10 protein-coding genes and 3 tRNA genes are annotated in these 12,095 nt (G+C 72.4%); 8 read left to right on the top strand and 5 right to left on the bottom strand.

Annotated elements, in window-relative coordinates:
- Positions 1–7 precede the first annotated feature (7 nt).
- The 5 genes from AB0C21_RS33745 to AB0C21_RS33725 all read left to right on the top strand — a co-directional run bounded on the left by AB0C21_RS33745 (position 8) and on the right by AB0C21_RS33725 (position 6,950).
- The gene (locus AB0C21_RS33745) at positions 8–2,698 is read left to right on the top strand and encodes a sugar-binding protein (protein ID WP_500209742.1); all 2,691 of its coding nucleotides are present in this window, start codon (positions 8–10) and stop codon (positions 2,696–2,698) included.
- Positions 2,699–2,849: 151 nt separating this feature from the next.
- On the top strand, positions 2,850–3,968 hold the full coding sequence (locus tag AB0C21_RS33740; protein WP_500209740.1) for a S1 family peptidase: 1,119 nt from the start codon (positions 2,850–2,852) through the stop codon (positions 3,966–3,968).
- 50 nt (positions 3,969–4,018) lie between these two features.
- The gene (locus AB0C21_RS33735) at positions 4,019–4,645 is read left to right on the top strand and encodes a G5 domain-containing protein (protein ID WP_500209738.1); all 627 of its coding nucleotides are present in this window, start codon (positions 4,019–4,021) and stop codon (positions 4,643–4,645) included.
- A gap of 94 nt (positions 4,646–4,739) precedes the next feature.
- Complete coding sequence (locus tag AB0C21_RS33730; protein ID WP_149263278.1) at positions 4,740–5,309, top strand: TerD family protein; 570 nt, start codon at positions 4,740–4,742, stop codon at positions 5,307–5,309.
- A gap of 6 nt (positions 5,310–5,315) precedes the next feature.
- Positions 5,316–6,950, top strand: a complete 1,635-nt coding sequence (locus tag AB0C21_RS33725) for a TerD family protein (protein WP_500209736.1) — start codon at positions 5,316–5,318, stop codon at positions 6,948–6,950.
- Positions 6,951–6,965: 15 nt separating this feature from the next.
- On the opposite strand, the gene AB0C21_RS33720 is transcribed toward AB0C21_RS33725, so the two are convergent.
- The 5 genes from AB0C21_RS33720 to AB0C21_RS33700 all read right to left on the bottom strand — a co-directional run bounded on the left by AB0C21_RS33720 (position 6,966) and on the right by AB0C21_RS33700 (position 9,466).
- Positions 6,966–7,622 (bottom strand): hypothetical protein, encoded by a 657-nt coding sequence (locus tag AB0C21_RS33720; protein WP_500209734.1) that lies wholly within the window; start codon positions 7,620–7,622, stop codon positions 6,966–6,968.
- Between the two features lie 40 nt (positions 7,623–7,662).
- The gene (locus tag AB0C21_RS33715; protein WP_500209733.1) at positions 7,663–8,451 is read right to left on the bottom strand and encodes an ArsR/SmtB family transcription factor; all 789 of its coding nucleotides are present in this window, start codon (positions 8,449–8,451) and stop codon (positions 7,663–7,665) included.
- A 727-nt stretch (positions 8,452–9,178) separates the two neighbouring features.
- Positions 9,179–9,250 (bottom strand) — tRNA-Val (locus AB0C21_RS33710).
- A 32-nt stretch (positions 9,251–9,282) separates the two neighbouring features.
- Positions 9,283–9,353: transfer RNA gene (locus tag AB0C21_RS33705), tRNA-Cys, on the bottom strand.
- 41 nt (positions 9,354–9,394) lie between these two features.
- Positions 9,395–9,466, bottom strand: a tRNA-Gly gene (locus tag AB0C21_RS33700).
- Between the two features lie 124 nt (positions 9,467–9,590).
- On the opposite strand from AB0C21_RS33700, the gene AB0C21_RS33695 reads away from it, so the two are divergent.
- From AB0C21_RS33695 to AB0C21_RS33685, 3 genes are read left to right on the top strand one after another with little or no spacing between them, the layout of a single operon-like run.
- Positions 9,591–10,295, top strand: a complete 705-nt coding sequence (locus AB0C21_RS33695; RefSeq protein WP_500209732.1) for an ArsR/SmtB family transcription factor — start codon at positions 9,591–9,593, stop codon at positions 10,293–10,295.
- A 20-nt stretch (positions 10,296–10,315) separates the two neighbouring features.
- On the top strand, positions 10,316–11,308 hold the full coding sequence (locus tag AB0C21_RS33690; RefSeq protein ID WP_500209919.1) for a chorismate-binding protein: 993 nt from the start codon (positions 10,316–10,318) through the stop codon (positions 11,306–11,308).
- Positions 11,259–12,095: an aminotransferase class IV gene (locus AB0C21_RS33685; RefSeq protein WP_235037254.1), complete on the top strand. Its 837-nt coding sequence runs from the start codon at positions 11,259–11,261 to the stop codon at positions 12,093–12,095. Before AB0C21_RS33690 ends, AB0C21_RS33685 begins: the two co-directional genes overlap by 50 nt.

Below are 12,095 nucleotides of genomic sequence, written 5' to 3'. Positions count from 1 at the left end.
AGAGTTCATGCGAAGACTCGCCCTACCCGCAGTCCTGTCCGCCGCACTCGCGGCCATGTCCGTCGCCTTCACGGCCCCGCCCGCACAGGCGGCGAGCCCCGGCGGCGCCGATTCGTCCGACGGCCGGCTCGACGTCCTGTTCGTCGGGGCGCACCCCGACGACGAGGCCGGCGCGCTGTCGACCCTCGGCCAGTGGAACGAGTACGACAAGGCGAAGGTCGGCGTCCTCACCGTCACCCGCGGCGAGGGCGGCGGCAACGCCTCCGGCACCGAGGAGGGCCCGGCGCTCGGGCTGCTCCGCGAGAACGAGGAGCGCCGCGCCGTCGGCAAGGCCGGCGTCACCGACATCCACTACCTGGACAAGGTCGACTTCTACTACACGGTGAGCACGCCGCTCACCGCCGAGACCTGGGACCACGACAAGACCCTGGAGAAGGTCGTCCGGCTCGTCCGCGAGACGCGGCCGAAGGTGATCGTCACCATGGTCCCCGCGCCCCTCCCGGGCCAGCACGGCAACCACCAGGAGGCCGCGCGGCTCGCGACCGAGGCCTACTTCGCCGCCGCCGACCCGAAGTCCTACCCCGCGCAGCTGAGCCGCGAGGGGCTGGGCACCTGGGCGCCCGGACGCCTGTTCCAGACCGGCGGGGCGTCGGGGCCCGCCGGCTCCGGCTGCGCCGCCCAGGGGACGCCGTCCGCCGCGGCGTCGCTCACCTACGGGGTGTGGGGAGGCCGCGCGTCCGCGCGCAACGGGGGCAAGACGTGGGCGCAGGTGGAGCGCGAGGCCCAGCGGACGTACGTCAGCCAGGGCTGGGGCGGCTTCCCGGACGTCCCGTCCGACCCGGCCCAGATCGGGTGCGACTACTACCGGCAGATCCACAGCCGGGTCCCGTTCACGCTCGGGAACACCGACCCGGCCGCGATGCTGGAGGGCGCGCTGCTGCCCGCCAAGGGCGGCCTCCCGCTCGGCAGCCGGTTCTCGCTGACGACGGACGCGTTCGGCGTCACCGCGGGGCGGTCCTTCGAGGTGACCGCGCACGCGAGCTCGCCGAAGCGGCTGGGGGCGGCGAAGGCGACGCTCTCGGTCCCGGCCGGTTGGAACGTGACAGGCTCCGGTGACCTGGGGTCGGTCGGCCAGGACGAGCGGACGGCGACCTTCACCGTCACGCCGCCGTCCGGCGTCAAGGCCGGCCGCGCGCAGATCTCGGCGACACTGTCCGCCGGGGCCGCCAAGGGCCAGACCGCCACGTCGGTCGAGGTCCGGCCCGCCGTCACCGGCGTGCTGGAGCCGCTGCCCCGCGTGTCGGACTTCGACACCTGGGCGGACAAGACGGGCGTCCCGGCACTGACCGGGCAGGTGAAGCGGGTGCTCACGCTGGCGTCCGGCGCGTCCCGCCAGGTGCGCGTGGACCTGTCCAACACGACCGCCTCGGCGCAGACCGGCACGGTCAAGCTGGGCCTCCCCGCGGGCTTCACCGCCGACGCCGCGTCCAAGCCCTACACCCTCGACGCGGGCAAGACCGGTTCGGCCGTCTTCACCGTCACCAACACCGACACGTCGCTGCCCACCTCCAACGAGGGCGGCAACGGCGGCGACTACGACCTGACCATCACCACGACCTCCTCCTCGGGCGAGGACGACGTCCAGAACGGAGCCCTGGAACTGGTCCCCACGGCCGAGCTCCCGAAGGCGGCGGCCGCTCCGGCGGTCGACGGCAAGGAGTCGTCCGGCGAGTACCCGGGGCCCGAGCTGAACCTGTCCCGGCGCTGGGAGGGGTCGGCGTGCGAGTCCGCCGACGACTGCTCGGCCACCGGCAAGGTCACCTGGACCGACAAGGCGCTGCACGTGCTGGTCAAGGTCCGCGACGACAAGCAGGGCACGGTCCTCGGCGCCGACGACTGCAAGCGGCACTGGCGCACCGACTCGGTCGAGATCGGGATCGACCCGCGCGGCGACTCGGAGAACACCTCCACCACGTTCAAGACCGGCATCTTCCCCAAGATGTCGGACGGGAAGCCGTGCTTCGAGCGCGACGCGGACGCGCGCCAGGGCCCGGGTGAGGAGACCGCGCCCGGCATGCGGGTCGCCTCCACGGTCGCCGACCCCTACGACGGGTACGTCATCGAGGCGGAGATCCCCTTCACGGCGCTGCCGACCGCGGTGGACCCGCGGCGCATGGGCCTGAACGTCTTCGTCTACGACTCCGACACCCAGGACAAGACCGGCCAGACCCGGATCGGCTGGTCGACCTGGAACGGCGTCCAGGGCGACCCGTACCGGTGGGGCCTCGTGTCCCTGCCCGGCCACACCCCGCCGGCGGGGATGCCGACCACGCCTCCGCCGCCGGTCATGCCGACGGACGCGACGCGGTCGGTGAACGCCCCCGAGTCGATCATCCAGGCGGTGCGCACGGGCGTCCCGCTGGCCGCGGGGCCCGCGGCGCCGCGCTCGGACACCGCGAGCATCGCCGGGCGGCCGTCGGTCTCCGGCGGCTCGACCACCGTCAAGCTGTTCGCGACGGGGCCCGGCACCGCGCACGTCCACGTGTGGGACGGCAAGCTGCTCGGCACGAAGGAGGTCGAGATCCGCAAGGCCGGGCTCACCACCGTGACCGTGCCGGGCGCATCCGGCACCCTCACGATGGCCTTCGAGGCCGCGAGGGGAGGGACGGCGAGCGGCGCCGTCCGCCTGACGGGCTGAGGTGACACCGCCGGGCCGGGGGAGCGGATCCGCCCCCCGGCCCGGCGGCATTTCCACCGGGCCGCGTTGAACTCCGTCCCGCCGGGGCGCGTACCCCCACGCGTAGATCGACACCCCGGAACCGGGAGGGTTCATGAGGCGCCGGAAGAGCGTGAGGAACAGTCGGCTGCGCACCGCGGTCACCACGACCGCGGTGGCGGCCGGATCCGCCGGCCTCCTGGCCGGCTCGCTGTACGTCGTGCACGCCCAGGGGCGGTCCGGCGGGCAGGAGGCGAGACTCGCGGGCGACGCCCAGGCCGGCCGCAGGACCGCCGCGCCCGCCACCGGGCAGGCGGCCGCGCGGGCCGCCAGGATCGCCGACCGGCTCGGCGACCGCACGACCGGCGCCTACGTCGACTCGTCGGGACGCCCCGTCGTCACGGTCACCAACGCCACCGACGCCGCCGCCGTGCGCGCGGCCGGCGCCGTCCCGAAGATGACGCGGCGCAGCCCGGCGACGCTCAAGCGGATGACAGGCGCGCTGCAACGCGCGGTGGCGGACATCCCCGGCACCGGCTGGGCCGTCGACCCCGCGACGTCGAAGGTCACGGTGTGGACCGACGACACGGTCACCGGCGCGCGGATGGAAGCCGTCCAGCGCACCACCGGCCGGATGGGGGCGGCGGTCCGGATGGTCCGCATCCCGGGCAGGCTGCAGACGTTCGCCCTCGGCGGCGACGCCATCTTCGGCCAGGGCGCGCGCTGCTCGCTCGGCTTCAACGTCAAGCGAGCCCAGCAGGACTTCTTCATCACCGCCGGGCACTGCGGCAACGAGATCCAGAACTGGGCCGCGGACCAGCAGGGCGCCGAGGCCCTCGGCACGACCGTGGAGAGCGACTTCCCCGGCAACGACTTCGCGCTCGTCCAGACCGAGCAGGGCGCCGCGGGGCAGAGCGCGGTGAACCTCTACAACGGCCAGGCCCAGCAGATCACCGAGGCCGGCGAGGCCGTGGTCGGCCAGCGCGTGCTCCGCAGCGGCAGCACGACCGGCGTCCACTCCGGCAGCGTCACCGCCACGAACGCCACCGTGAACTTCGCCGAGGGCACCGTCACCGGCATGATCCAGACGACGGTGTGCGCGGAGCCGGGCGACAGCGGCGGCCCCCTCTTCGCCGGGAGCACCGCCCTCGGCCTCACCTCGGGCGGTTCGGGCGACTGCCAGAGCGGCGGCGTCACGTTCTTCCAGCCCGTCACCGAGGCCCTCCAAGTCTTCGGTGCCCAAATCGGTTGACAGCCGTGTCGAAGAATCCCAGGCCGGATCCGGCCTGGGATTCTAGACGGGTGTCATTGACGAGGATTAAGCACAAGGCGCACGATTTCTCCCTACGCATGGGGGAATTCATGAAGCGCGCCTTACTTGTTGTGCTGGCATCCGCCGCGCTCCTGCCGCTCGGCGCCTGCCAGGCAAAGGACGCCCCGGTCGAGGCGAGCCCGTCGAAGGCCGCGTCGAGCGCGCCCCCGTCCACCGGCGCGAGCACGGGCGCCGCGGCCACTCCGACGGCGACGAAACGCACGGTCACGGAAAGACGGAAGATCCCGTTCAAGACGAGAAAAGTGACCGATGCGACCCTGGTCAAAGGGACGACAAAGGTGCGGATTCGCGGGGCCTCCGGTATCAGGACCCTCACCTATGAGGTCACCATCACCAATGGCGTCGAGACGGACCGGAAACTGATTCGCGCGGTGGTCACCAGGCGCGCGGTCACCCGCGTCGTCGCCGTGGGCACGAAGCGGGCGCGGCGGTGCGACCCCAACTACACCGGCGCGTGCGTGCCGATCGCGAGCGACGTCGACTGCGCGGGCGGCAGCGGCGACGGTCCCGGCTACGTGGCAGGTCCCGTCCGCGTCGTGGGCAGCGACATCTACGACCTCGACCGTGACGGGGACGGCATCGCCTGCGACACCTGAGCCCTGAACCGGATGACAACGAGCGGATCGGCTGAAAAGCTGAGCGCGCACCGTTTTCGGGGTGCCTTCAGGGACAGCGAGGAGGCGACGGTACGTGACCGTCTCAATGGTGAAAGGCCAGCGGATATCGCTGGAGAAGCCCGGCGGTGCGCTCAGCATGGTCCGCATGGGCCTCGGGTGGGACGCGGTGAAGAAGAAGGGCTTCTTCGGCTCCCGTGAGCGGGAGATCGACCTCGACGCGTCCTGCGTCCTGTTCGCCGACGGGAACCTCGCCGACGTCGTCTACTTCGGCAAGCTCGTCAGCGACGACGGCTCGGTCCGGCACACCGGCGACAACCTCACCGGGGCGGGCGACGGAGACGACGAGTCGGTCATCGTCGACCTGGCCAGGCTGCCCGTGCACGTCACCTCGCTGGTGTTCACCGTCAGCTCCTTCAACGGGCAGACGTTCAACGAGGTGGAGAACGCCTTCTGCCGGCTCGTCAACGAGATGGACGGCAGTGAGCTGGCCCGCTACACGCTGACCGGCGGCGGCGCGCACACCGCCATGGTGATGGCCCGCCTCTACCGGCACGGCGACGCCTGGAAGATGAACGCGATCGGCGAGCCGTGCCACGGCCGCACCTTCCAGGACATGCTGCCGACGATCATCGGTCTCGCCTGACCGCCGATGGCCGAACTCTCGCCCGGCGCCAACGCCGCGCTGCCCGCCCGCCGCGTGGTCGCCACCGCGTCCTGCGCCGTCCCCGTCGACGTCAGCGCCCTCGTCGTGGGGCCCGACCTGCGGGTGCGCTCCGACGCCGACCTGGTGTTCTACAACGCGCCCGAGGCGCCGGGCGTGCGCTGGTCCGGCGACGGCCGCCAGCGCGTCGACGTCGACCTCGACGCGGTCGCCGCCGACGCCGCGGCGGTGCTGATCGCGGTCAGCCTGACCGGCGCGACCACCTTCGGCACGATGCCGCCGCCCCGGCTCGACCTCACCACCGGCACCGGCGAGCCGCTCGTCGCGTTCACCGTCCCGGGCCTGGGCCCGGAGCGGGCCATCATCGGGCTCGAGCTCTACCGCCGCGACGGCCGCTGGAAGGTGCGGGCCGTCGGCCAGGGCTACGCCGGCGGCCTGGCGGAGCTGCTGGAGGCGCACGGCATCGAGGTCGACGACCCCGGCGAACCGGAGCCCGCCCCCGCCGTCGGCCCGCCCCAGCAGCACGCGAGCCCGCCGCCCCCGATACCGCCCTCCACGGTGCCGCCGCCCGCAGGCCCGCCCCCGGCGGATTCGCGCCCCCCGGCCCCGCCGCCCGCCAGCGAGGTCGGTTACGTCGAGCGCTGCTGGCTCGTCTGGGAGGACGCCAGCCGGTCGCTGGCGGCCTTCCACTCGTCCACCGAGCACGCGCTCGTCCTCCGCAACGAGGAGATCGCCGGACGCAAGCCGCCCGGCGGCTTCCAGCGGCTCATGGAGGCGGCCAACGAGCGGCTCCGCGCCGACACCGCGCAGCTCCGCGACGAGCTGGCCCGGGTGGAGCCGCAGGTCACCCCCGAGGTCGCGCCCTTCGACGCGCCGTCCTGGCTCACCTGGCAGCCCCGCGCCGACCTGGCCGAGGGCATGCTGCTGGGCCGCCTGTCCGCCGCCGAGCTGCCCGGCCTGCAGGTGCCGCTCGTCCTGCGGCTGCCGTGGCGGCGCGCCATGTGGATCTCGCAGGGCGTCATGCCGGGCGACTCGGCCGCCTACGCGTGGTCGCTGGTGACGCGGTTCCTGGCGGCCGTTCCGCCGGGCGTCGTGGGCCTGGAGGTCATCGACGCCGCGGGCCTGTCGGGCGCCGGCTGGCTGCACGGCTTCGACCCCGCCACGACCGCCCGCCTGCTGGGCGGCGGCGTGGCGATCGGCACGGGCGCCGCCGAGCGCATGCGCCGCCTCCTCGACCTGGTCGACCTGCGCCGGATCGGCGGCGACGACGGCCCGGCCGCCGGCCCGCCGCTGCGGCTGGTCGTCGTCCTCGACGCGGGCGCCGCGCTCGACGGCGAGCAGTCGCACCACCTCCTGCGCCTGGTCGAGGACGGCCCGCTGGCCGGCGTCCCGGTGATCCTGGTGGAGACCGACACGCCCGCGACGGAGTCCGTGCGCGCGATGCGCGTCCGGCAGTCCTGCAACGACCTCCCGTCGAGCGCGAACTCCATCGCCGACTCGTGGGTGGGCGCCGAATGGACGCTGACCCCCGACGTGCTCCCGGACACCCAAGGCGGCACCAGACCCCCGGCCCTCTTCACCCACGTCCTGGGCGTCCACGCCCGCGCCAGCACGACGCCCTAGTCCGAACCAGGTCGCTCAGATCCAGCCCATCTCGGAGGGCTGGGGGAAGCCCCGATAGAGGACGCCGTAGGCGGTGAGCATGGCGAAGGCAGGCGCGAAGGCGGGGAGCAGGACGCGGCCGAGGCAGTGCCGAGTCCGCCAGCCGTAGACGGTGAAGGCGCCGGCGACGGCGATGCCCATCAAGCCGGTGGTCCCTTCAATGGAATTGGTGGTCCACGTAAGAGAAACGCCGAGAGCGAGCGGGAGATAGAGCGGGCTACTCGGCGGAGGGGTGCGAGCGAGCCCGATGGCAAGGGCCGCGAAGACGAGGGCAGTTCCGGCGTACCAGAGATAGTGGCCGACGGTCTCGTCCCAGAGGTGGGCGGTGGGCCCGGGGTCGGCGTTGTAGACGGAATTGGCCGCGAGGTGGATGCCGTGGCCTTCGGTATAGGTGATGGCGCCCACGAGGAAAAGCGCCCACGCGCGGGGGCGCGCGTGGGCGCAGTGAAGGGTGGCAGCGGCGGCGAGCAGCACGGTGTAGGGCGTGAGGATGTCGATCCAGTCGGCCCAGCGGGTGTGCCCGACGCCGCCGAGCGGGGCGAGGGCGAACCCCTGGTGATGGACGACCGTGTAGAGGGCGGCGGTGGCGACGAGCCATCGCCGAGGGTGTGAGCGTCCCGGGGTGATGATCACCCCCGGCAATGTAGACCTTTCACCGCCCGGGCCCGCCGGCTCAGGCGTGCGTGCCGGACATCTCCCAGGGCGCCTGCGGCAGGACGTCACCGGTCTCCAGCAGCGACTTGAGGTTCGCCAGGACGGCCGGCCACCCCTCCGAGATGCCGTTGAGCATCTCCGTGTTAGGGAGGTTCTCGTGGGTCACGGTGAGGCGGACGATGTCGTGGTGGGGCTCGACGAGGAAGGTGACGACCGACGGGTCCCGAGGAGGCTCGACGTCGGCGGAGTCCTCGAAGGTGATGACCAGGCGCGTCGGCGGCTCCGCCTCGAGTACGCGCCCGACGACGTCGACCGCGCCCGACCCGTCCGTGCGCCGGTGCTCCCAGTCAGAGCCCGGCTGCCAGTCCGAGATGTTGGCGTGTCCCCAGTACCGCGCCGTCAGGTCCGCGTCGGTGAGGGCGCGCCACACCTGCTCCGCCCCGGCGCGGATGTAGGTGACGTAGACGTAGGTGGGCACGGCAGTGGTCTCAACAGTCATGGCGTACTCCTCTGCTCGGTCTCTGATGGCGCTGAGCGCTCGCAGGCGCGGCCTGTCGAACTCGGAGATCCAGCGCTCCTCGATCTCGTGGATCGGTGCCGGATTGAGGTAGTGGAGCCGTTCCCGCCCCCGCCGCACGACGGTCACGAGCCCGGCCCCCACCAGCACGTCCAGATGCTGCGTCGCCGACTGCCGCGCCATGTCCAACCGCTCGCACAACTCCCGCAGCGTCTGCCCGTTCCGCTCCCGCAACCGATCGAGCAGCAGCCGCCGCGTAGGGTCCGCCAGCGCCCTGAACACCGAGTCCATCGCTCCTGCATCACCATCCACACCCTCATTATGCAGGCATCCACCTGCATATCGTCAAGCAAGCCACCCCCCAACACGCTGACCTGCGAAAACTCGGAACCCCGTCCCACAGCGCGCCACCTTCGGACCGCCGACCGGACCACCCCCGAAGGAGAGAAGCCGCACCCCGCCACCCGACCGATGCCCATGCCCCGGGGGCCGATTAGAAGCCCCCACGGCAACACGAGACCGATGGCCGACGGGAGAAAGGTCACATTGGCACCCAAGGCGCCGCCATGGCCTGCAAAAGCCGATGCCGCGCCGACAGAGATAGTGACGATCACCTCACACCGGCTGGCTACCCCCCTCAATCGCCGGGCATCAAGAGCAGGTCGTCTGCCCTGAGAGAGGCGCGAACATTGGTCAGACAGGAGGTTGGCCGCAGAATCCGTGTCGGGAAGGGCTCGCCGTAACCTGTGTCAGCGGACCGCGCACCGCAAGCCGTACGGCCTTGCCCAGGTGAAGTGGCCCAGAGAGCAGCGAAGGCCCGAGGCCTGAGGGAACCCCTGATGACGTCCGGAAAGCCCAACCCCGCACCGCGAGGAGTGTGTGAGAAAGCCCAGCCCCGCACGCAGGGGGCGTGGGGGACGGAGTCCCCCACATCGGGGGTCTGGGGGTCGCCCCCCAGGAAAGCATTGCGGGCCACCGGGGAAGGCGCCGAAGGCGCCGACCACAATGACCCGACTCGTGGGCGATACTGGGATTGAACCAGTGGCCTCTACCGTGTCAAGGTAGCGCTCTCCCACTGAGCTAATCGCCCTTGTCCGTGACCTCCGGGGAGGTACGGGGTTGAGGTGGAGACGGGATTTGAACCCGTGTACACGGCTTTGCAGGCCGTTGCCTCGCCTCTCGGCCACTCCACCAGAAGGAGACCTTCTGGGTCATAGCCTGAAAGGCCCCTCAGAGCGGAAGACGGGATTTGAACCCGCGACCCTCACCTTGGCAAGGTGATGCTCTACCCCTGAGCCACTTCCGCTTGCGCCCTGCGGCGACGGGGAAAAGATTAGCGCGTCCGGGACGGTTCCGCGAACCGGTTTCCCGCGGGGCGGTGGGCGGACGCTTCGACGCTGGTCGAAGGGTGGGTCGCCTAGGCTCGGTGCATGGGCTCGGAACAGGTCGTGAGTGTGGACTTCGCGCCGGTGGCGGCTCTGCTGGCAGACCGGGCGCGGGCCGCGATGCTGACGGCGCTGCTGGACGGTCGTCCGCTGGCGGCGGGGGAGCTGGCGAGGACGGCCGGGGTGAGCGCCCAGACGGCGAGCGCGCATCTGTCGCGGCTGCTGGACGGCGGGTTCGTGACGGTCGTGAAGCAGGGGCGGCACCGGTACTACCGGCTGCGCGGGAGCGAGGTCGCGCAGGTGATCGAGGCGCTGTCGCGGATCAGTCCGCCGGTGCGGGTGAACAGCCTGCGGCAGTCGCGGGACGCGCGGCGCCTGCATGAGGCGCGGACGTGCTACGACCATCTCGCCGGCATCGCCGGGGTGACGCTGTTCGCGGCGCTGGTGGACGGCGGTCTGATCGAGGCGACGGACGGTGACGCCTACGAGGTGACGGAGAAGGGCGAGGAGCGGCTGCAGGGCCTGGGCCTGGATCTGGAGGAGCTGCGGAGGACGCGGCGCAGGTTCGCGTGGCAATGCCTCGACTGGACGGAGCGGCGGCCGCATCTGAACGGGGCGCTGGGCGCGGGGCTGACCACCCGGATGATCGAGCTCGGCTGGTTCGAGCGGGGAAGCACGCGGCGGGCGCTGGTCGTGACCGACGCCGGGCTGGCGGGTCTGGCCGACTCGTTCGGGTGCGTGCTGGGGTGAGCTTCGCCTATGCCGGGGGGATGCTGGCCACCGGTCTCGCCGATGTGACCTCCGACCTGGGGGCGCTGGATTCGCGCGGCTGGTGGGCGGTCGTGGTGACCTACGAGGGCAAGGCCACGTGCGCCCGGTTCGAGTCGGTGAGGCCCGCGCCGCATCCGGAGGGGGCGTGGGCCGCGCCGGGGGAGTGGACGAGTTCCCTGGACGAGGCCGCCTACGTCGCGGGTGTCGAGCGCATCCGCGGGGCGATCGCGGACGGTGTCGTCTACCAGGCGAACCTCTGCCGCGTGCTGTCCGCGGAGTTGCCCGCCGGGGCCGACATCGCCGGGCTGGGGGAGAGGCTCGCCAAGCGGCATCCGGCGCCGTACGCGATGACGCTGAAGGTTCCGGGCCTGGAGGTCGCCTCCGCGTCGCCCGAGCTGTATCTGCGGCGGGACGGCGAGGTGGTCGAGTCCCGTCCGATCAAGGGGACGGGCCGCACGGCGGACGATCTCCTGCCCAAGGACCGCGCCGAGAACGTCATGATCGTCGACCTGGTCCGCAACGACCTCGGACGGGTCGCGGAGACCGGCTCGGTGAGCGTGCCGGAGCTGTGCGCGCTGGAGGAGCATCCGGGGCTCGTCCATCTGGTGTCGTCCGTCCGGGCGCGGCTCGCGGGGGGCGGCTGGCCGGAGCTGGTCGCCGCGACGTTTCCTCCCGGTTCGGTGACCGGCGCCCCGAAGTCGAGCGCGCTGAGGCTGCTGGAAGAGCTCGAACCCGTCCCCCGGGGGCCGTACTGTGGGGCCATCGGCTGGGTGGACGCGGACTCCCGGCGCGGCGCCCTCGCCGTGGGCATCCGGACCTTCTGGGCGGAGGACGGCCTCCTGCGGTTCGGTACCGGCGCCGGCATCACCTGGGGGTCCGACCCACACCGCGAGTGGCGCGAGACCGAGCTGAAGGCGGCTCGGCTTTTGGAGGTGGCGGCAGGTGACGGAGCGGGCCAGGATCTGGCTGAACGGGGAACTGCTCGACCCTGAGCGGGCGACGGTGTCGGTCTTCGACCACGGCATGCTCGTCGGGGACGGGATCTTCGAGACCGTGAAGGCGGCGCACGGGGAGCCGTTCGCGCTGACCCGGCATCTGCGCAGGCTGGCCCGTTCGGCGGCCGGCCTGGGCCTGCCCGAGCCCGACCACGACGCGCTCGCGCAGGGCACCCTGGAGGTGCTCGCCGCCGCCCCGAAGTGGCCGCTGGCCCGCATCCGCATCACCTACACCAGCGGTCCTGGCCCGCTCGGCTCCGCGCGCGGAGACGTGGGCCCGACGGTGTCGATCATCGTCGGCCCGCAGGACCCGTTCCCGCCGACGACCGACGTGACGGTCGTGCCGTGGCCGCGCAACGAGCGGGGCGCGCTGGCGGGCCTCAAGACCACGTCCTATGCGGAGAACGCCCTGGCGCTCTCCTACGCCCAGGAGCGCGGCGGCGGTGAGGCGATCTTCGGCAACCTCGCCGGGAACCTGTGCGAGGGGACGGGGAGCAACATCTTCGTCGTGTTCGGCGGGCGGCTCGTGACGCCGCCGCTGTCGTCCGGCTGCCTGGCCGGGGTGACGCGCGCGCTGACGCTGGAGTGGTGCGGCGGCGAGGAGGAGGACGTCGCGCTGGAGGACCTGTACCGGGCGGACGAGGCGTTCCTGACGTCCACGACCAGGGACGTCCAGCCGATCCGGGCCGTGGACGGAACGGTGCTCCCGGCGGCCCCCGGCCCCATCACCGCGAAGGCCATGGAGGCGTTCGCGGCCAGGTCCGCCGAGCTGATGGACCCCTGA

Source organism: Spirillospora sp. NPDC049024 (assembly GCF_040649235.1).
Taxonomy (GTDB): domain Bacteria; phylum Actinomycetota; class Actinomycetes; order Streptosporangiales; family Streptosporangiaceae; genus Spirillospora.
This window is presented reverse-complemented; position numbering and strand designations above follow the sequence as displayed.

Coding starts and splice junctions, on each gene's coding strand:
- AB0C21_RS33745 (WP_500209742.1), top strand. CDS start 8: ATGCGAAGACTCGCCCTACCCGCAGTCCTGTCCGCCGCACTCGCGGCC.
- AB0C21_RS33725 (WP_500209736.1), top strand. CDS start 5,316: ATGGCCGAACTCTCGCCCGGCGCCAACGCCGCGCTGCCCGCCCGCCGC.
- AB0C21_RS33715 (WP_500209733.1), bottom strand. CDS start 8,451: ATGGACTCGGTGTTCAGGGCGCTGGCGGACCCTACGCGGCGGCTGCTG.
- AB0C21_RS33695 (WP_500209732.1), top strand. CDS start 9,591: ATGGGCTCGGAACAGGTCGTGAGTGTGGACTTCGCGCCGGTGGCGGCT.
- AB0C21_RS33690 (WP_500209919.1), top strand. CDS start 10,316: ATGCTGGCCACCGGTCTCGCCGATGTGACCTCCGACCTGGGGGCGCTG.